Genomic DNA, 18,288 nt, shown 5'->3' with positions numbered 1-18,288 from the left:
GAATGGCCCGAACGGACTATGCGTATGCGGCAGATCACCCAGGGGAGTGAGGTGAGGACATACGCCAATATCCCCTAAGAATCAGGACAGTTCTCCCAGATCGCAACGGACTTTCAATGACACTCGTGGCGAATTCGGAAGCGCCCTGACTCCTGGCCGGATCTCGCACGGGGGTTGGTGTGGAACCGGACTGCCGTGACAGTTGAGTGCAGCTTAGGCCAAGGCATATACGTGTGTCCGGCGAATGAGAACGTAGGCTGCCCCCATGCCAAAGAAGCGCTCGGGCGGGGGTCTCTCGACGACCCAGCAGGCCGCCAAGTTCCTCGGTGTCGCCGCGCTCTCCGGAGTCGTGCTCGCGGGCATCGCGCTGCCGGCCGCCGGAGCCCTGGGGCTCGCCACCAAGGGAACGGTCGAGGGATTCGACGAGATCCCGGCCAACCTCCAGACTCCGCCGCTGAGTCAGCGCACCACGATCCTCGACAGCAAGGGCGGACTCATCGCCTCCGTGTATTCGCGTGACCGCACGGTGGTGAAACTGAAGGACATCTCGCCGTACATGCAGCAGGCGATCGTCGCGATCGAGGATGCCCGTTTCTACGAGCACGGCGCGATCGACCTCAAGGGCATCCTGCGCGCGCTGAACCGCAACGTGCAGGCCGGCGGAACCGCGCAGGGCGCCTCGACGCTCACCCAGCAGTACGTGAAGAACGTGTTCGTCGAGGAGGCCGGTGACGACCCGGACAAGGTCGCGCAGGCCACGCAGCAGACCATGGGCCGCAAGATCCAGGAGCTGAAGTACGCGATCCAGGTCGAGGAGAAGCTCGGCAAGAAGCGGATCCTGGCGAACTACCTCAACATCACCTTCTTCGGTCAGCAGGCGTACGGCGTCGAGGCCGCCTCCCAGCGTTACTTTTCCAAGTCGGCGAAGGACCTGACGCTGGAGGAGTCCGCGCTGCTGGCCGGGGTCGTGCAGTCGCCGAGCCGCTTCGACCCGGTCAACGACCCGAAGGAGGCGACCAAGCGCCGCAACATCGTGCTCCAGCGGATGGCCGACGTCGGCTCCATCACACAGGCCGAGGCCGACAAGGCGAAGGCGAACCCGATCAAGCTGAAGGTCAAGAGGCCGAAGAACGGCTGTATTACGGCGGTCAGCGGCGCCGGGTTCTTCTGCGACTACGTACGCAACGTCTTCCTCACCGACCCCGCCTTCGGCAAGACCAAGGAGGACCGGGCCAAGATCTGGAACCAGGGCGGCCTGACGATCCGCACGACGCTCGACCCGCAGTCCCAGCAGTCGACGCAGAACTCGATCAAGAGCCACGTCTACAAGGCTGACAAGGTCGCGACGGCCGTGACGCTGGTCCAGCCCGGCACGGGCAAGATCATGGCGATGGGCCAGTCCAGGCCGTACGGCTTCGGGCCCAACGAGACCCAGTACAACTACTCGGTCGACAAGGACATGGGCGGCTCGAACTTCGGCTTCCCGACCGGCTCGACGTTCAAGCCGTTCCTCGCCGCGGCGGCCCTGGAGGGCGGCAAGCCGGCGACCCAGGTCTACTCGTCCCCGTACGAGATGGACTACCCGGACACGGTACGGACCTGCGGGAAGCCGTGGGTCAACGACCGCGTGCCGAAGTATCACCTGGAGAACGAGAACGAGTCCGAGCGGGGCCCGTACGCGCTGAAGGAGGCGATGGAGAAGTCCGTCAACACCTACTTCGTGCAGATGCTCGAGGACATCGGCATGTGCCCGGTCTCCCAGATGACCGACAAGCTGGGTGTGGTGCAGGGCGACGGCAGCAAGCTGCCGCAGAACCCGTCCACGCTGACCCTCGGCTCCGACGGCCTGTCCCCGCTGACGATGGCCAGCGCGTACGCCGCCTTCGCCAACCGCGGCACGTACTGCACGCCGATCGCCATCGAGTCGGCCAGGACGGCGGACGGACGTTCACTCCCCGTGCCGAAGAGCAAGTGCTCGACGGCCATGTCCCAGACGACGGCCGACACCGTCAACTCCCTGCTGCGCGGGGTGGTCGACTCCGGTACGGGTCAGCAGGCGGGGCTCGGCAGCCGCGACAACGCGGGCAAGACCGGTACGACCGACGCCCGCAAGAACGCCTGGTTCGTCGGTTACACGCCGAACATGTCCGGCGCTGTATGGGTCGGCAGCCCGTCCCAGGACGTCGAGATGGTGAACATCAACATCGGCGGCGTGTACCAGGCCAAGGTGTACGGCGGGCAGGTTCCCGGACCGATCTGGCGTGACGCGATGACGGGCGCCCTCAACGGGCTGCCCGCCCCCTCCTTCAACGCCATCAACATCCCGGACCCGGCGAGGAACCAGGAGCCTGACCCCGGCACGGGCCGGCCCGGCGACGGAGCCGACCGACCGGGTCGCCCCGGTCGACCCGGTCAGGGGCCGGGCGGGCAGCCCGGAGGCGGGAACCCGTTCCCCGGCATCACCATCTCGCCGGACCTGATCGGCGGGAACAACGGAAACCCTCGCGGCCAGGACAACGGCGGAACGCAGGGGCCCTGACCCGTATCCGTACAGGGCATACGACGAAGGTGGGGCTCCCGGACCGCGACCGGTCCGGGAGCCCCACCTTCGTCGTACGTGCCGCGCGGAGGGCGTACGTGCTTCGCGCCGGTCGTACGTGCTGCGCCTTTCTCGCACGTACTGGATGTTCACCGTCTCGTACCGGACGTTCGTCGCGCCATACCTGCCGCTCGCATCCGCCATGCGCGCGCATCCGCGTCCATCCGGATGCCCTGCGCATCCGCACCTGCCCCGCATGTGCTCGGCATGCCATGTGTGCTCGGCGCGGCGGCGGTCTCAGCCCGCCAGGAGCTTCTTCACGGCGGCCGCCACACGGCCGCCGTCCGCCCGCCCCGCGACCTTGGGGGTCACGATCTTCATGACGGCACCCATGGCCCGCGGCCCCTCGGCCCCGGCGGCCTTCGCCTCCGCGACGCCGGATGCCACGATCGCGGCCAGCTCGTCGTCGTTCAGCTGCTTCGGCAGGTAGGCGTCGAGGATCTCGCCCTCCGCCTTCTCCCGCTCGGCCTGCTCGGTCCGGCCGCCCTGGGCGAACGCCTCGGCCGCCTCACGGCGCTTCTTCGCCTCCTTGGCGATCACCTTCTGCACCTCGTCGTCGGAGAGCTCGCGCGCCGACGTGCCGCTGACCTCCTCCTTCGCGATGGCGGTGAGGGTCAGCCGGAGCGTCGACGAGGTCAGCTCGTCACGCGCCTTGATGGCCGTGGTGAGGTCTTCCTGCAGCTTGGACTTGAGCGTGGTCATGTGCTGATTGTGGCAGGTACACGGCCTCCACCGCCCGCAGGTTTCTCCCGGGTCCCCGCGGCTTCCCCCGAGCCGCCGCACTCCCGTTACGCTCCGACCGCTCCCATCTCCCGGTCCCACCGCTCTCGTGTCCCCGGCCCCGCCGCTCTCGTGCTCTGGCCCCGCCGCGCCGGTCTCCGGCCGCACCGCCTTTTCGGGCTCGGCACCTCGTCTGCGACGATGGACACATGCGCGCACGCTACGGACTCCCCCTGAAAATCACGGCAGTCGGCGCGGCGATCGGGGCGGCCGGCCTCGCCTACGCCGCCGGATTCGAGGCCCGCTCGTTCCGCCTCCGGCGGGTGGCCGTCCCCGTCCTTCCGCAGGGGGCGCGCCCGTTGCGCGTACTGCAGATCTCCGACATCCACATGGTGAGCGGCCAGCACAAGAAGCGCGCCTGGCTGCAGTCGCTGGCCGGTCTGCGCCCCGACTTCGTCGTGAACACCGGCGACAACCTCTCCGACCCCGAAGCCGTGCCCGAGCTGCTCGACGCGCTCGGCCCGCTGATGGGGTTCCCTGGCGTGTACGTCTTCGGCTCCAACGACTACTACGGCCCCAAGCTCCGCAATCCCGCCCGCTACCTCGTCGAGAAGATCCAGGGCAGGCACGGCCTCAACGGGAACGCCCCCGTGGTCGGCGCCGTCCACAACCCATGGGAGCCCATGCGCGACGCCTTCGACGAGGCGGGGTGGCTCGGCCTGTCCAACACTCGCGGTCACCTCAAGATCGACGGACTGGGCATCGCCTTCACCGGCCTCGACGACCCGCACATCAAGCGCGACCGGTACGCCGAGGTGTCGGGCGGCCCCGAAACGGGCGCCGACCTCTCCATCGGCGTCGTCCACGCCCCCTATCTGCGCTCCCTGGACGCCTTCACCCAGGACGGTTACCCGCTGATCCTGGCCGGTCACACTCACGGGGGCCAGCTCTGCGTCCCCTTCTACGGGGCCCTGGTCACCAACTGCGACCTGGACACCGACCGGGTCAAGGGCCTCTCCTCCCATGCCGCCGGTGGCCACCGGTCCTACCTCCACGTCTCCGCGGGCTGCGGCACCAACCGCTACACCCCGGTCCGCTTCGCCTGCCCCCCGGAGGCGACCCTCCTGACCCTGACGCCCCGCGACTGATCCCGTGCCCCACGCCCGGCATCGACGGCCGCCGCCGGGCCCGGCCCCGTGAGCAGGACATAAACCGGATTTCGTCTGCGGGCTCGGGTGGGCTAAAGTAATCGATGTCGCCGGGAGACCGGCGACGATCGGGGTGTAGCGCAGCTTGGCAGCGCGCTTCGTTCGGGACGAAGAGGTCGTGGGTTCAAATCCCGCCACCCCGACAGCTGTAAGACCAGGTCAGGGGTCTGATTCACTAAGTGGATCAGACCCCTGACTCGTTCATGGGGCCGTCTTGGGAACCGTTTGGGAGCCGACCTCGGAACGCGGCTCCCAGGGAGCCGCCGATGAGCCTGCCGAGCAGAATCTCGACGAGACGCCTACGGGGCGGATGCCTGGCAGAGCCTGTCTGCGGTCAAGCAGCGGACTCCATCCCTGGGGCGGAATCCTCCGGCGGGTCGAGGAGCTGGAAAGCGCAGTCTTCCGGGCGCCGCCCCAAGCACTGGACCATCAGAGCACCCAGGAGCGCAGCCCCCGGGCCATGTCGTGCGCGTCGCGCCTGCCACGCTCATCAGCGCCAGCTCACGTCCGAGGCATTAGTACTCCAGTGCGGTTTCGTGATCTATCCAGCAGGTTCGTCGTCGGTAGTGGCTGCGTCGGGCTGTTGCCTGGTGGTGTCTGCGCCAGTTGGACCAGTGCAGCAGCCTGGTTGCGGTCACGGCTGGTGGGTTGAAGGCGGTGACGAGTAGGTGGCGGATTTCCGGGACGGTCAATGTGATCGGGTCGTTGCTGCGGCCGTGGTGGTGGGTGTCTGCGGGCGGTTCGGGGGCCGCGTCGGCGGCGAGGGCGGTCAGGAAGGCCAGGGCGAGCATGGCGAGCGTGATGTGCCGGTGCCATGAGGTCCAGTGCCTGACCTGGTAGTGGTCGAGTCCGACCTGGCTCTTGGCGGCCTGGAAGCACTCCTCGACGCTCCAGCGGGCGCCGGCGACGCGGACCAGTTCGGACAGAGGCACTGCGGTGGGTGACCAGCATAGGTAGAAGGCGAGTTCCCTGGCGCTGCGGTTGCGGCGGATGAGCAGGTGGCGGTGTTCGTCCGTGCCGATGTGGATCCAGGCCCAGTCGTAGTGGCGTGGGCCTTTCGCGCCGTTCCCGGCGCTCTGACGGTGCCAGGCGGTGGCGGGCAGGTGGCCGGCGACGGCGTCGGCGCGCATGAGGGTGCGGCCGCGGTTGATCCTCACCCGTGTCGAGCAGGCGACGGCCAGGACGTAGCCGATGCCGCGCGCCTTGAGGGCGGCACGGAGCTGAGGGTCCTGGCCGTAGGCTTCGTCGCCGGTCACCCAGGAAGCGGTGATCCCGGCTTCCAGCGCGGCGGCGATCATCTCCCCGGCCAGGCGGGGCTTGGTCGCGAACCGCACCGTCTCGGGTATCCCTGCCGCGGTGCGGCGTTCGGGATTGTTGGACCAGGAGTGTTCGGGGAGGTAGAGCCGTCGGTCGATCAAAGCCCGTCCCCGGCTGGTGGCGTAGGCGAGGAACACGCCGACCTGGGAGTTCTCGACGCGGCCTGCAGTGCCGGTGTACTGCCGCTGCACTCCTGCCGAGTACCGGCCCTTCTTCACGAAACCGGTCTCGTCGACAACGAGAACGGCGCCGTCGGCGCCGAGGTGTTCGGCGGCGTAGGCGCGCAGGTCGTCGCGGACAGCATCAGCGTCCCAGCGGGCGTAGCGCAGCAGGCGCTGCATCGGCCCGGCCCGGTCGTGACCAGCCTGCTCGGCCAGCTGCCAGCAGTTCTTCCGTTCCGCCCTCGACAGCAGCCCGAGCAGATAGGCGCGGGCACTCGCCCTCGGCTCAACTCTGCCGAACTGTCCCGCGATCCGGGCCATGACCTGGTCGAACATCGCCCGCCAGCGGACAGGGTCTACGCTATGGCCTGCGGCCACCGCACAATCTTCAGGAGTCCACACAACCCCGATGATCACGCGGTGGCCGTACCCATTCCCGGCCGGGCCCACCGCAAGATCACGAAACCAGACTGGAGTATTGAGCGAACGGCGCACCAACTCGCCGGTCTCCAACTCGTACCGCTGCCACTCAATACGAACCGCACCGGACGAACGAACTCCGTTTCCCCGCCCGCGATTTCGCCGCAGTGCATTCCGGGGTGGCCCCGAGGACAACGGCGACGAACTCGTCGTCCGGGCCTACCAGATCCGGTAGACCTGCCCTGTCTGCGCACCCTCGATCGAGCGGACATACGCCGTCGCCACCCGGGCCGCCGGGACCGCCTCCACGCCGGCGAAGAAGGGTCCGTAGGCGGGCAGGGACTCCTCGGCCACCGTCGGGCTCACCGCGTTGATGCGCTGGGGCGGGAGCTCGATCGCGGCGGTCCGCACGAACGCCTCCACCGCGCCGTTCGCGGCGGACGCCGCCGCTCCGGCCACCACCGGCTGCTCGGCGATGATTCCGCTGACCAGGGTGAACGAGCCGGTCGGGGCCACATGCCGGGCACCCTGGCGCACCAGCTCCAGCTGACTCAGCGCCTTGCCGCGGAAGGTCGTCACGAAGTCGTCGGCGGCAAGTTCGCCCAGCGGCCGGAACACGGCGTCGCCCGCCGTGATCGCCACCGCGTCCAGCGGGCCGGCCTCCGTGTACAGCCGGGCCACTGCCTCCGGGTCGGTGACATCGGCCACCAGGTCGCCGGCCGAGCGGCCCACACCGATCACCTCGTGCCCGCGTGCCGCGAGTGCCCGGCGCACCGCGCCGCCCAGCGTGCCGCCCGCGCCCACCAGAAGAATCCTCACAGCCCACCATCCATCACGCATCGGAGAACGAACCCGGGTGATCCACCCGGGCATCCCCGACGCTACGGACCACGTTCCGGGCCCGGAAATGCCGTTTGGGCAGGTACTATGCTCCATAGGCATGGACAATGTGGAGCTGCGCCATCTCAGAGCGCTGGATGCGGTGGCCGCAGCGGGAACCATTACAGCCGCAGCGACGCGGCTGCACATGACGCAGCCCGCCCTCTCCCGCACGCTCGCCCAGCTGGAGGCGCGTGTGGGGGTCCGGCTCGTCGACCGCTCCTCCCGGCACCTGGCCCTCACCCCGGCCGGAACGACCCTGCTCGGGCACGGGCGCGCGATCCTCGCCCACCTGGACGCGGCCCTCGCCGAAACCCGTACGGTGCCCCGCCCTCTGCGGATCGGCTACACCTGCGCGGTGCTCGGGCGGCAGACCGTCCCGCTGCTCCGTTCCTGGCGCCGCGCACACCCGAACATCCCGCTCGACGTGGTCCGGCGGGACAACAGCACCGCGGGCCTCACCACCGGGGACGCCGACGTGGCGATACTCCGCACCGTCCCCGCCGAGCCGCGCATCCGCACCGAGGCCCTCTACACGGAGGACCGGGTCGCCGCACTCCCCGACGACCACCCGCTGGGAGACCGGGACCAGGTGCTGCTGGCCGAACTCACCGCTCACCCGGACCTTCCGCTGGCCCTGTGGCCCGACACCGGTACCGCTTCACCGGACCTGTGGCCGCCACAGCACCGCCCGGCCCGAACGGTCGAGGTGGGCAACGTGGACGAGTGGCTGAACCTCATCGCCACCGGCGGTGCCTTCGGCCTCGGCGCGGCCGGCACGGCGGAGAGTCACGGCCACCCGGGCGTCCGCTTCATCCCGGTCTCCGACGCCCCCGCCGCCACGGTCTACCTCGCCCGCCCCATCCACCCCACGCATCCACTGACGGAGGACTTCCTCGCTGCGGTTCGGGATGTGGTGAGCGGCTGAAGCCGGAGCCTGTGCCGTCTCCTCGCGCCCTGCTCGGGACGTGGGCGGGCGGCGTCAGCGGGCAATCGTCGCGTCCGCCCGGTTCACCCTGCGGTGACCTTGGCCGCGAAGGCGTCCAGGTTCTCCGACATACGGGCCAGGCGCTCGTCCAGGCCGAGGCTCTCCTCGTATCGTCCGGCGCGCAGTTTCGGTTGCCGCTTGCCACGCACGTACAGGGGGCAGGCGAGGTCCGCGCAGATGTAGATGCCGATCGTGTTGCCCTCGCGGCCGCGAGGGCCCGCCAGCGGAGCGGCGAGCAGAGTGACGCCGGAGGAGGCGTGGCCGGTCAGGCAGATCTGGCAGAGGCTGGACTTCACGACGCTGGTGCGCCGCGCCGAAGGAACCCGCAGCGAGATCCCCACCGGGCCCTCCGCACGGGGCAGCACCAGGTGGGCCTTCAGCGGCGCTCCGGGATCCACCCATCCTAGGAAGTCCAGGTCCTGCCAGGGGAGTTCGGCGAAATCGAGTGGCAGCCGGAGCCGGGCCGCGTCCCCCTTGGTGCAGTTCACGAAGGATGAACGGATCTGTTTCTCACTGAGCGGTTCCACAGCCATCGACCATATGCCCGACGGGGGCGAACCGCATTCGAATATCGGCGGGGGCGGCGGATCGCGGATGGCGAGCCGTCGCACCCCGTCCTGATCCTGCCTCTGCCCCACTGACCGTCGCACCACCTGTCGCGGCCCCGTCGCGACGCCCGTCGCGCCACTTGTCGAGATCGGCTCCCAGGGCGCCGCTCCGGCGCCCGTCGCCCGTGAGGAAGCACACTCTGCGACTCATGCCCGACATGCACATTTCGTACGTATATGCGAATCTGGGACTGGCCCATCGTCCGAGATCCGCTACAGGAGGCACGATCGTGGGCAAGAAGCAGAGTCGGCGGAATCGCGGCGCCCGCGCCGGTGGCCACGAACGCAGTACCGCTCCGGACACGAAGGAGAAGACGCAGCCGACCCCCACCGAGGACACGGTGCGTTCGATCTCGGAGCAGGTCTCCCACCGGAAGCAGCGGAGGTTTGGCCACAATTGATCTCCGCAGGCCGCGACAACTGAACCCGTAGATCCAGACCCGCCGCCCTCCGTGGCGGCACCCCGCGCAGGGGTGCCACCACGGAGGGCGGTTTTTTGATGCCCGCACCCGGCGACCGGGCCCCGATGATTGGAGCTTCTGCCGCCCGGGCCTCCCTCCACTCGGGCATTCCCCCGCCCACCCCCCTGCCGCCCGGCTCCGCCGACGCCCTACCCCTCCCGTCACTTGGACCCCCGCAGCTCGGGGATCCTGCCGCGTCGGGCCCTGCCGCGTCGGGGACTGTCACCTCGCGGTCCTACTGCCTCGGGGGCCTGCCATCCAAGGCCGGTTCCGGCCTTGACGACCGGCCTCGACGCCCGGCAGACCCCTAGCGGTGGCTCGACGGACGGCTGGGCGAGGTCGGCAAGTGAGCCGAAAAACACCTTTCTCAGGTGCGACCAGAGGTTTATCTACGCGCGGAGCTCGCACACCCGAACGATCATTCGGGCATATCAGACCAGTTCTTGCTCAGCTATTACCGGCCAGTACTCCAAGCTGCTAGAAACATGGCGCCCCATCAACCCCCCACCCATTCCCCACACTTCGGAGGGCTGACAGCCATGTCAGTACGGCGTTTCTGGGCGTCCGCTTCGACTCTGATCCTCGCCGCCGCGGCTGCTCTGGGCGTCGCCCAGCCGGCCTCGGCGAACTCCGCAGCAACTGGTGGCTACGTCGCTCTCGGCGACTCGTATTCCTCCGGCGTCGGCGCGGGAAGCTACCTTTCCGACAGCGGCGACTGCCGTCGCAGCACCAATGCCTACCCCTACCTCTGGGCCGCCGCCAACTCGCCCTCCTCGTTCACCTTCGTCGCCTGTTCGGGCGCCACGACGAGCTCCGTGGCGAGCACCCAGCTGGGTGCTCTCGACTCGTCCACCGGTCTGGTCAGCGTCACCGCGGGCGGCAACGACGTGGGCTTCGCCGACGTCATGCAGGACTGCGTGCTGTCCAGCGAGGCCACCTGCCTGAGCAGTGTCGGCTCGGCCGTGTCCCGGGTGCAGAACTCCCTGCCGTCACGGCTGAGTTCGCTCTACGGCTCCATCAAGTCCCGTGCTCCGAAGGCTCATGTGGTGGTGTTGGGGTACCCGCGCTTCTACAAGCTGAGCGGCAGCTGCGTCGCCGGGCTCTCCGAGAAGAAGCGCGCGGCCATCAATGACGCGTCCGACGTCCTGAACGGGGTCATCGCCAAGCAGGCCGCCAACGCCGGGTTCACGTACTCCAGCGTGGTGGACGAGTTCACCGGGCACGAGCTGTGCTCCGGCGACGCCTGGCTCCACAGTGTGTCGATCCCGGTCTACAACTCGTACCACCCCAAGGCGGCCGGGCAGTCGGGCGGCTACCTTCCGGCCTTCCGCTCGGCGGCGCAGTAGGCGGCCAGCGGCGAAGCCCAAGAGCCGAGGGCCGAATTCGGAGAGCCGAAGGCCCAAAGCTGGCAGGCGAAGAGCGAAAGCCGGACAGCGAAGGCCAAAGGCCGGACAGCGAAGGGCGAGAAGTCGAAAAGTCGTGCGCGGACAGCGCGTGCGCCTGGGTACGGCGGGCGGGCCGGCCGGAAGCATGAGCCTCCGGCCGGCCGACCACGGCCTTCGACCTCTGCCTCTTACAGGTCCGCGCCCGTACGCTCGGCGGTCCCGGCCGGAACCGGCCCGTAAACGGGTGGGAAACGGGTGGGAAACGGGTGGGCAGGGGGAGAGAGCCAGGGCGTGATCGGCCGTCAGGACTCGGACGGGCGCGACGCCTTGATCGAGTACATCAGCGGGATCCGCGGGCGGTCGGCGGGGAAGCGGTAGAAGCCGTCGCCCTGCCGCTCCAGCGCCGAGAACCGGGCGAAGAGCGAGACGTCGTGCTCGTGCAGGAACTCGATCCGCAGGCCCGTCGCGGCCAGCGCCGACACCACATCACCGATCGGGTGCTGCCATTCGACACTGCGGTTGTGGACGGTCGGCGCGTCGAAGTCCGTGTACGTGCCCGGGGTTTCTTCCACCCACGCGTCGCGACAGAAGTAGTCGTGGACGACCTCCCTGCCGGTCGAGTCGTCGAGGCAGTCGGTGATCGGATGGAACTCCGCGAGGTAGAGGAAACCGCCCGGCGCGACGAGCGACGCGGCGACCTCGGCCCAACGTCGCGTGTCGGGAAGCCAGTTCAGTGCGCCGATACCGGTGTAGACGATGTCGTACGAGGAGTCCGGGACGGCCTCGGCCGCGTCGTGGACGTCGGCGGTGACGAACGCCGCCCGTCCTTCGGGAAGTCCGATCTCGCGGGCCAGGCGGCGCGCCGTCTCGACAGCCGGTTCCGAGAAGTCCAGCCCGACGACGCGCGCCGCGCCGTGCCGGGCCCAGGAGAGGGTGTCCACTCCGATATGGCACTGCAGATGCAGCAGCGACTTGCCCGTGACGTCACCGACCTCCGCACGCTCGAAGTCGCGCAGGGCGTCCTTGCCCGCGCGGAAGGAGTCGAGTTCGTAGAAATCGCTCGCGGTGTGGATGGGGACCCGTTCGTCCCAGCGTGCGCGGTTGGCCTGGCGCCAGTCGGCGGGGGTCTCTGCGTGCATGCCGCGGAGGTTATCCACAGGCTGAGGAGGATGCGAACGAATTGTCGGCGTTCCGGCGCAGAATGGGGACCATGACTGAGATCACTGGCTCGACGGCTCCCATCTCGCGCGCGACCGCCCCCGCGCCCACGACCGAGTCCGGACAGGCGTCCCCGGCCGGGTCCGGACAGGCGTCCGTGTCCGAGCACGGGCCGACGTCCCTGGCTGTGCCGGGGCGTGCGTCCGCGACCGATGCGCCCGTGGCGGGGACCGAGAGCCCGGTCGCCGACGGGGACGGAGCGGGGGCGGTCGCCGATGGAGTCGGAGCAGCGCCGGTCGGCGACGCGGCCGGAGCGCATGCGGTCGGTGACGAGGGCGAGGAGGCGGCGGGCGCGTCCGTGCCGGTGTGGGAGCAGCGCTTCCGCGCGCCCAGGGTGTCGCTGCCCGACTGGGCCGAGGACGCGCCGGACCGCGCGCTGTTCGTCTCCAACGCGACAGGGACGTACGAGTTGTACGCGTGGAACCGCGTCACCGGTGAGCAGCGCCAGGTCACCGACCGGCCGAACGGGACGACGGAGGGCGTGCTGACGCCGGACGGCGAGTCGATCTGGTGGTTCGACGACACCGACGGCGACGAGTTCGGGGTGTGGATGCGTCAGCCGTTCCACGGCGCCGATGGCGAGAGGCCCGCGGACGAACCGGCGGCGCCCGGTCTCGACCCCTCGTACCCGGCGGGGCTCGCGATCGGGCGGGACGGTACGGCGGTGATCGGCCGCTCGACCGACGAGGACGGGACGACGATCCATGTCGTGCGCCCCGGGGCCGCCCCGGTCGAGATCTATCGCCATCGCGAGTCGGCGAGCGTCGGCGATCTCAGTCATGACGGGACGCTGATCGCTCTGGAGCACACCGAGCACGGCGACGCGATGCACTCCGCGCTGCGCGTGGTGCGACCCGACGGGTCCACGGTCGCGGAGCTGGACGACACCGAGGGAGGCACGAAGGAACTGGGGCTGTCCGTCCTCGGCTTCGCGCCCGTCGCCGGTGACAACAGGCTGCTGGTCGGACATCAGCGTCGCGGGCGCTGGGAGCCGATGATCTGGGATCCGGTGACGGGCACGGAGACGGACCTCGGGATGGATCTGCCGGGCGATGTGGGCGCCGAGTGGTATCCGGATGCCTCCGCGCTCCTGGTCGTGCACGGGTTCGAGGCCCGCAGCGATCTGTGGCGGTACGAGCCGGGGGCGGGCGCGCCTCCCGTCCGGGTGGAGACCCCGGCGGGCTCGGTCTCGGGTGCCACGGCCCGGCCGGACGGCACGGTGGAGTACCTGTGGTCGTCGGCCGCGCAGCCGCCCGTCATCCGGTCGACCTCGGGCGCCGTGGTGCTCGATCCGCCCGGCCGGAAGGCCCCGGCGTCCGTGCCGGTGGAGGACGTATGGGTCGACGGGCCCGGGGGCCGGGTCCACGCACTCGTGCAGCGGCCCGCCGCCCCGGCCGAGGGGCCGTTCCCCACGGTGTTCGAGATCCACGGAGGGCCGACCTGGCACGACAGCGACGCCTTCGCGTCCGGGCCCGCCGCGTGGGTGGACCACGGCTACGCGGTCGTTCGCGTCAATTACCGGGGTTCCACCGGGTATGGCCGAGCCTGGACGGACGCGCTCAAGCACCGGGTCGGCCTGATCGAGCTGGAGGACATCGCCGCGGTGCGGGAGTGGGCGGTGGCTTCGGGGCTCGCCGACCCGGCGAAGCTCGTTCTGGCCGGTGGCTCCTGGGGCGGCTATCTGACCCTGCTGGGCCTCGGCACCCAGCCGGAAGCCTGGGCGGTGGGCCTGGCGGCCGTGCCGGTCGCCGACTACGTCACGGCGTACCACGACGAGATGGAGGACCTGAAGGCGCTGGACCGCACCCTGCTGGGCGGCACGCCGGAGGAGGTCCCCGAGCGCTTCGCGGCCTCGTCCCCGCTGACATACGTCGACGCCGTCCGGGCGCCGGTCCACATCTCGGCGGGGGTCAACGACCCTCGCTGCCCGATCCGCCAGATCGAGAACTACGTGGACCGGTTGAAGGGGCGCGACGCCGTGCACGAGGTCTATCGGTACGACGCGGGGCACGGCTCGTTGGTCGTGGAGGAGCGGATCAAGCAGATCCGCCTGGAGCTCGACTTCGCCCGACGCCACCTGGCAACGGACGCCCCTGCCCCTGCCCCTGCCCCTGCCCCTGCCCCTGCCCCTGCCCCTGCCCCTGCCCCTGCTGACACTCCCACGTCCGGCGGTGCCTCCGCGCCCACGTCCGGCGGCTGAAAGAGGCACGGCGGCCGGGAAGCCTGAAGAACGGCAGACAGGGGACGGGAGACGGAAGGCGGGGGGCGGATAGCGCAGGACGGAAAGCGGGGACGGGAGGCGGAAGGCGCAGGACGGAAAACGGGGACAGAAGCCGCGCCGGGTGGTGGGGACGACGCGCCCGTGCGGGGGGCTCGGGGACGGTAAGCGCATGCGGGACTCGGAGCGTGTCGGCCCCCGTCCGGCGGGACCGCGCCGGACCGCGCCCGACGGGGGCGGACCGTGTGCGCGAGTGGGCTGGACGTGGGTGGCGGGTCGCGGGGCGGAGGGAGCGTGGGCGGGACCCCGCGCCGGGGGACCGGAGCGAGGGACCGTACCGTGGAGGGGTGTACCGGTTCCTGCTCACCCCGCGATGGTGGGGGATCAACCTGTTCGTCGTGCTGGCCATCCCCTTCTGCGTCTTCATGGGCACCTGGCAGCTCGGCCGCTTCGAGGACCGTGTGCAGACGCACAACGCCGCCGAGAAGCAGCCCGCCCCGGGTACCAGGGCCGCGAAGCCGATCGACGACCTGCTGCCCGTCGACACGGCGACCTCCGGCCGTCCTGCCACCGCCACCGGTCGGTACGCCGACCAGTTCCTGGTGCCCGGAAGGGAGTTGGACGGCAAGGACGGCTTCTACGTCCTGAACATGCTGCGTACGGACAACGGCAAGGCGCTGCCGGTCGTGCGCGGCTGGTTGCCGGGCAAGCCCGGCCGCACCGCCGTTCCGGCCGCGCCGACCGGCACGGTCACGGTCACCGGCGACCTCCAGGCGTCTGAGAACGCCGGCACCGCGGGAGCCCATGCCACGGGCGGGCTCCCGGACGGCCAGCTCGGCATCATCGGCGCAGCGTCCCTCGTCAACCTCGTCCCGTACGACGTCTATGACGCGTGGGTGACGCTCCAGGACACCAGTGGCAGCGGCGCCGGTGCTCTGCGTCCCGTACCGGCCACCGTGCCGCAGGGCACGGGACTGGACCTGAAGGCGTTCCAGAACCTCGGCTACACCGGTGAGTGGTTCGTCTTCGCCGGGTTCGTGCTCTTCATGTGGTTCCGGCTGATCCGCCGCGAGGCCGAAGCCGCGCGCGACCTGAAGCTGGGAATCGTCGCAGAAGCAGGCACGGGCACCGGCACGGGCGGGAGCACGGCTGCGAGCACCGACGCGGATGCGGATACAGATGCAGGTAGGAACGCGGATGCGGCCGAGAGCTTGAGTTCGGGCGTGGGTGCGGGTGCCGCTGTTGCCGGGCCCACCGACCACGGCGTTCCGCCCGGTTCCGACGCGAAGGCCGGCGGCGCCTGAACCGTCCGCTTGTGCCCGGGGCCCGGGGCCCGGGGCTTGCAGGCCCGGGGCTTGCAGGCCGACGCCCGGAGCACCGGAGGCCGGGCAACAACACGCGCGTGGGCACCTGGTGAACGTGGGGGCACGCGCAGGCTCGGCGCGTGCCCCCGTGTCACATCGTGGGAGCCAGCACTCCGGTCCGGTAGATCGTGCCGGCACAGGCGTTGGCGATCTTCGTCTCCGCGACCGGTGCTCCCGCCTCCGGGGTGTGCGTGACGGCAACGCTGCCGTCCTGCAACCCGCCGTCCTCCCCGCCGAGCTGCGCGACCGTCGCCGCCGCCCCGTCGCCGGAACCCGTACCCGTGCCCGGACCCGCGCCGGCCGCAGTACCTCCGCCGGCGCCGCCCGCGCCCTCCGTCGGCGTCGGGCTCGGCGAACCCCCGACAGTCGGACAGGTGTCCCTCGGCACCCAGGCGAACCTCACCTCGTACGTCATGGACGGCTTCAGCGCCACGGCGTCCTGTTCCTGCGAGGGGTCGGGCAGTCCGGCCGCCGCGTCGCCGGCCGCGTGCCGGACGACTGTGATCTTGGCCGGGTCCGCCGCCCCCAGCGCCTGGAAGCCCACGCTTCCGCCGCCGCTCACCGAACACTCCGTGTCGGAGACGTTGGCGATCCGGAACGTGCCGTACACAGTGCCGTCGGCGCCCGCCGAGCCCGTCTGGGCCGAGGCGACACCCAGTTGTCCCGCGTCACAGGCCGGCGGGGCGGACGCCAGGGATGCGGCCGGATCGGAGACTCCCCCGGCCAGGTCGCCTTCAGCGCCCCGCCCACCGCTGCCGGACGGGCTGCTCGTGCTCATGGGATGGTCCGGATCCCGGTCGTCCTGGCCGTCGGCTCCGCCGCCGGGGTCCTTCCCGTTGCTTCCCGAGCCGTTCTCCGTACCGTTGCCGCCCTGTGCCTGTTCGCCGTGCCCGGCTATCGCAGGGTTGGCGGTGTTCGAACCGTCGGAGTTCGCGACGTGGACGAACGCGGGGATCGCGGTGCCGATGAGCAGCGCCGCCGCCGCCATTCCGACGACGGCCTGCCGCCGCCTGGCGCGACGGGCGGGCACCGCCCGCTGCAGGTGGCCGAGGACGCCATGGCCGGGCTCGATGTGCTGGACCGCACCGTGCAGCATGCGGCGCAGCGCGACCTCGTCCAGGAAGTCCGGCGCCTCCGTGCCGCCGTCACCGCGCCGGGAGCCGAAGCCCACGACCGTCACGGAACCCGTGCGCGTATCGTCGCCATCGCCCACACTCACGTGCATGCCCGCATCCACGCCACGGCCCGGGTCCGCCTCCGCCCCCGGGCTCACGTCCGCCCGCGCATGAGCCTGCGCCTCGGGGCCCACACCGTCGTGACCCCGCGCCTCGGGGGCCGTGTTCCCGGAACCCGCGCCCCCAGGGCCCGCGTCCTCGTGTATCCGTGCCTCGGGGGCCGCGTCGCCGTCCCCGTCCGCCGTCGCCCGTGCATCCATGCCGGGGGCCGCGTCCGATGCCCCGTCCGGGGCATCGGCGCCTTCCCGCCCGTCGTTCACCATTGCGTTTCCAGTCCGGTCGGTCCCGGGCCGCTGCCCGCTCCCGCTCTCTCGGCCGCCCTCGCGCCCGTTCTCCGGGGCCACCTCGCCACTCGCGCGGCCCACGTCGCCGACACCGCCGTCGCGGCTCATGTCGTCACCGCCATCGCCACCGACGCCACAGCCCTCACCGTCGCCATAGCCATCGCCGTTGTCATCGCCGTTGCCGTTCGTGCTGTCGCGCAGGCTCATCCCTGTGCCTCCATCACGACGCGCAGCGCCGCGATCCCGCGCGACCCGTAGGCCTTGACCGATCCCAGGGATATGCCCAGCGTCTCGGCCACCTGAGCCTCCGTCATGTCCGCGAAGTAGCGCAGCACCAGCACCTCCCGCTGGCGTCGTTGCAGCCCGCGCATCGCCTTGATCAGGGCGTCCCGCTCCAGTTGGTCGTACGCGCCCTCCTCCGCGCTCGCCATGTCCGGCATGGGCTTGGAGAGCAGCTTCAGCCCGAGGATGCGGCGGCGCAGCGCGGAACGCGACAGATTGACGACGGTCTGACGCAGATACGCCAGGGTCTTCTCGGGGTCCCGCACCCGGTTGCGCGCCGAGTGCACGCGGATGAACGCCTCCTGCACCACGTCCTCGCAGGACGCGGTGTCGTCGAGGAGCAGCGCCGCGAGGCCCAGCAGCGAACGGTAGTGGGCGCGGTAGGTCTCGGTGAGGTGGTCGACGGTGGTTCCGGCTGCCACGCTCTCCTCAGCGCCCTCGCGCTGCGACGGCAGCTGTGTCGTGGGACGCGCGGCAGGCATGGGCGCGATCACCGGCATGCCGCCGGGCCTGCGGGGCCGCCTGAGCGGTCGCACCGAAGCGCCGCGCAGGGGGCCCACCACTGTGATGTCGAGAACCTCTGCCACGCCAGTTGGACACGTTTCCCCCCGTCAGGGTTGTACGCGCGCGACACCGCGTTCGACGCGGTGCGACATGCCCTCATACGTACCCGCTCTTCCCCAAATGCCCCGAATATGCGCCCCGTCGTGCAAGAAGTCATCGCATAGACGTGCACGTTCCGGCCGACGGTTGCAGCAGGCCGAAAGGTCATCGTCGGATACCCCGACACCCCAGCTCAAGAGATTCAGACTTTCAACTTGCTCACAGGGCGTTCACGGATCGTACAAATCAGGTTCGACCAGGCTTGATCAGACACCCTGATCGAACACCTCGATCGAACGCCTCAACCGGACACCCTGATCGAACACCTCTGACGGACA

General features: G+C 70.3%; 14 protein-coding genes and 1 tRNA gene. 8 read left to right on the top strand and 7 right to left on the bottom strand.

The genetic code is table 11. The features are described 5' to 3' along the window. Positions 1 to 265 precede the first annotated feature (265 nt). Positions 266 to 2,539 carry a transglycosylase domain-containing protein gene (locus ACFYY6_RS29430; RefSeq protein ID WP_388651447.1) on the top strand — a complete coding sequence of 758 codons (2,274 nt, stop codon included), beginning with the start codon at positions 266 to 268 and terminating at the stop codon, positions 2,537 to 2,539. Between the two features lie 297 nt (positions 2,540 to 2,836). Here ACFYY6_RS29430 and ACFYY6_RS29425 read toward each other — a convergent pair whose 3' ends face one another. Then, positions 2,837 to 3,301, bottom strand: coding sequence for a GatB/YqeY domain-containing protein (locus ACFYY6_RS29425; RefSeq protein WP_351526146.1), 465 nt, complete (start codon positions 3,299 to 3,301; stop codon positions 2,837 to 2,839). Positions 3,302 to 3,528: 227 nt separating this feature from the next. Between ACFYY6_RS29425 and ACFYY6_RS29420 the strand changes: the two genes are divergently transcribed. Both ACFYY6_RS29420 and ACFYY6_RS29415 read left to right on the top strand, forming a co-directional pair. After that, on the top strand, positions 3,529 to 4,467 hold the full coding sequence (locus ACFYY6_RS29420) for a metallophosphoesterase (RefSeq protein WP_351630195.1): 939 nt from the start codon (positions 3,529 to 3,531) through the stop codon (positions 4,465 to 4,467). 129 nt (positions 4,468 to 4,596) lie between these two features. Further along, a tRNA-Pro gene (locus tag ACFYY6_RS29415) sits at positions 4,597 to 4,670 on the top strand. A 372-nt stretch (positions 4,671 to 5,042) separates the two neighbouring features. Here the strand turns inward: ACFYY6_RS29415 and ACFYY6_RS29410 are convergent. Next, positions 5,043 to 6,341: an IS701 family transposase gene (locus tag ACFYY6_RS29410; RefSeq protein ID WP_389196474.1), complete on the bottom strand. Its 1,299-nt coding sequence runs from the start codon at positions 6,339 to 6,341 to the stop codon at positions 5,043 to 5,045. 303 nt (positions 6,342 to 6,644) lie between these two features. Then, the gene (locus tag ACFYY6_RS29405) at positions 6,645 to 7,244 is read right to left on the bottom strand and encodes a short chain dehydrogenase (protein ID WP_389196472.1); all 600 of its coding nucleotides are present in this window, start codon (positions 7,242 to 7,244) and stop codon (positions 6,645 to 6,647) included. Between the two features lie 121 nt (positions 7,245 to 7,365). Between ACFYY6_RS29405 and ACFYY6_RS29400 the strand changes: the two genes are divergently transcribed. Then, positions 7,366 to 8,232 carry a LysR family transcriptional regulator gene (locus ACFYY6_RS29400; RefSeq protein WP_351632527.1) on the top strand — a complete coding sequence of 289 codons (867 nt, stop codon included), beginning with the start codon at positions 7,366 to 7,368 and terminating at the stop codon, positions 8,230 to 8,232. An 83-nt stretch (positions 8,233 to 8,315) separates the two neighbouring features. Here the strand turns inward: ACFYY6_RS29400 and ACFYY6_RS29395 are convergent, their stop codons facing one another. Next, complete coding sequence (locus ACFYY6_RS29395) at positions 8,316 to 8,819, bottom strand: FBP domain-containing protein (protein WP_351526095.1); 504 nt, start codon at positions 8,817 to 8,819, stop codon at positions 8,316 to 8,318. Positions 8,820 to 9,130: 311 nt separating this feature from the next. On the opposite strand from ACFYY6_RS29395, the gene ACFYY6_RS29390 reads away from it, so the two are divergent. Further along, positions 9,131 to 9,301, top strand: coding sequence for a hypothetical protein (locus ACFYY6_RS29390; protein ID WP_351526093.1), 171 nt, complete (start codon positions 9,131 to 9,133; stop codon positions 9,299 to 9,301). Between the two features lie 599 nt (positions 9,302 to 9,900). Further along, a complete protein-coding gene (locus tag ACFYY6_RS29385) occupies positions 9,901 to 10,707 on the top strand; it encodes an SGNH/GDSL hydrolase family protein (RefSeq protein WP_389196470.1) in 807 nt (268 codons plus the stop codon). 341 nt (positions 10,708 to 11,048) lie between these two features. Here ACFYY6_RS29385 and ACFYY6_RS29380 read toward each other — a convergent pair whose 3' ends face one another. Further along, positions 11,049 to 11,885 (bottom strand): methyltransferase domain-containing protein, encoded by an 837-nt coding sequence (locus tag ACFYY6_RS29380; protein WP_351525208.1) that lies wholly within the window; start codon positions 11,883 to 11,885, stop codon positions 11,049 to 11,051. 377 nt (positions 11,886 to 12,262) lie between these two features. On the opposite strand from ACFYY6_RS29380, the gene ACFYY6_RS29375 reads away from it, so the two are divergent. Further along, entirely contained in the window at positions 12,263 to 14,164 is a 1,902-nt protein-coding gene (locus tag ACFYY6_RS29375; RefSeq protein WP_389196490.1) for a S9 family peptidase, read from the top strand. A 365-nt stretch (positions 14,165 to 14,529) separates the two neighbouring features. Continuing rightward, positions 14,530 to 15,486, top strand: a complete 957-nt coding sequence (locus tag ACFYY6_RS29370) for an SURF1 family protein (RefSeq protein WP_389196468.1) — start codon at positions 14,530 to 14,532, stop codon at positions 15,484 to 15,486. Positions 15,487 to 15,637: 151 nt separating this feature from the next. Here ACFYY6_RS29370 and ACFYY6_RS29365 read toward each other — a convergent pair whose 3' ends face one another. Next, positions 15,638 to 17,272, bottom strand: coding sequence for a hypothetical protein (locus tag ACFYY6_RS29365; RefSeq protein ID WP_389196466.1), 1,635 nt, complete (start codon positions 17,270 to 17,272; stop codon positions 15,638 to 15,640). Further along, entirely contained in the window at positions 17,269 to 17,847 is a 579-nt protein-coding gene (locus tag ACFYY6_RS29360; protein ID WP_073788253.1) for a SigE family RNA polymerase sigma factor, read from the bottom strand. Before ACFYY6_RS29360 ends, ACFYY6_RS29365 begins: the two co-directional genes overlap by 4 nt. Positions 17,848 to 18,288 lie beyond the last annotated feature (441 nt).

It is taken from the genome of Streptomyces sp. NPDC001750, assembly GCF_042892615.1.
Classification (GTDB): Bacteria; Actinomycetota; Actinomycetes; order Streptomycetales; family Streptomycetaceae; genus Streptomyces.
This window is presented reverse-complemented; position numbering and strand designations above follow the sequence as displayed.

Bases quoted from the DNA above. Each gene is read 5' to 3' on its own strand.
- ACFYY6_RS29380 (WP_351525208.1), bottom strand. From the start codon at position 11,885: ATGCACGCAGAGACCCCCGCCGACTGGCGCCAGGCCAACCGCGCACGC.
- ACFYY6_RS29420 (WP_351630195.1), top strand. From the start codon at position 3,529: ATGCGCGCACGCTACGGACTCCCCCTGAAAATCACGGCAGTCGGCGCG.
- ACFYY6_RS29365 (WP_389196466.1), bottom strand. From the start codon at position 17,272: ATGAGCCTGCGCGACAGCACGAACGGCAACGGCGATGACAACGGCGAT.
- ACFYY6_RS29430 (WP_388651447.1), top strand. From the start codon at position 266: ATGCCAAAGAAGCGCTCGGGCGGGGGTCTCTCGACGACCCAGCAGGCC.
- ACFYY6_RS29360 (WP_073788253.1), bottom strand. From the start codon at position 17,847: ATGCCGGTGATCGCGCCCATGCCTGCCGCGCGTCCCACGACACAGCTG.
- ACFYY6_RS29400 (WP_351632527.1), top strand. From the start codon at position 7,366: ATGGACAATGTGGAGCTGCGCCATCTCAGAGCGCTGGATGCGGTGGCC.
- ACFYY6_RS29385 (WP_389196470.1), top strand. From the start codon at position 9,901: ATGTCAGTACGGCGTTTCTGGGCGTCCGCTTCGACTCTGATCCTCGCC.
- ACFYY6_RS29425 (WP_351526146.1), bottom strand. From the start codon at position 3,301: ATGACCACGCTCAAGTCCAAGCTGCAGGAAGACCTCACCACGGCCATC.
- ACFYY6_RS29410 (WP_389196474.1), bottom strand. From the start codon at position 6,341: ATGTTCGACCAGGTCATGGCCCGGATCGCGGGACAGTTCGGCAGAGTT.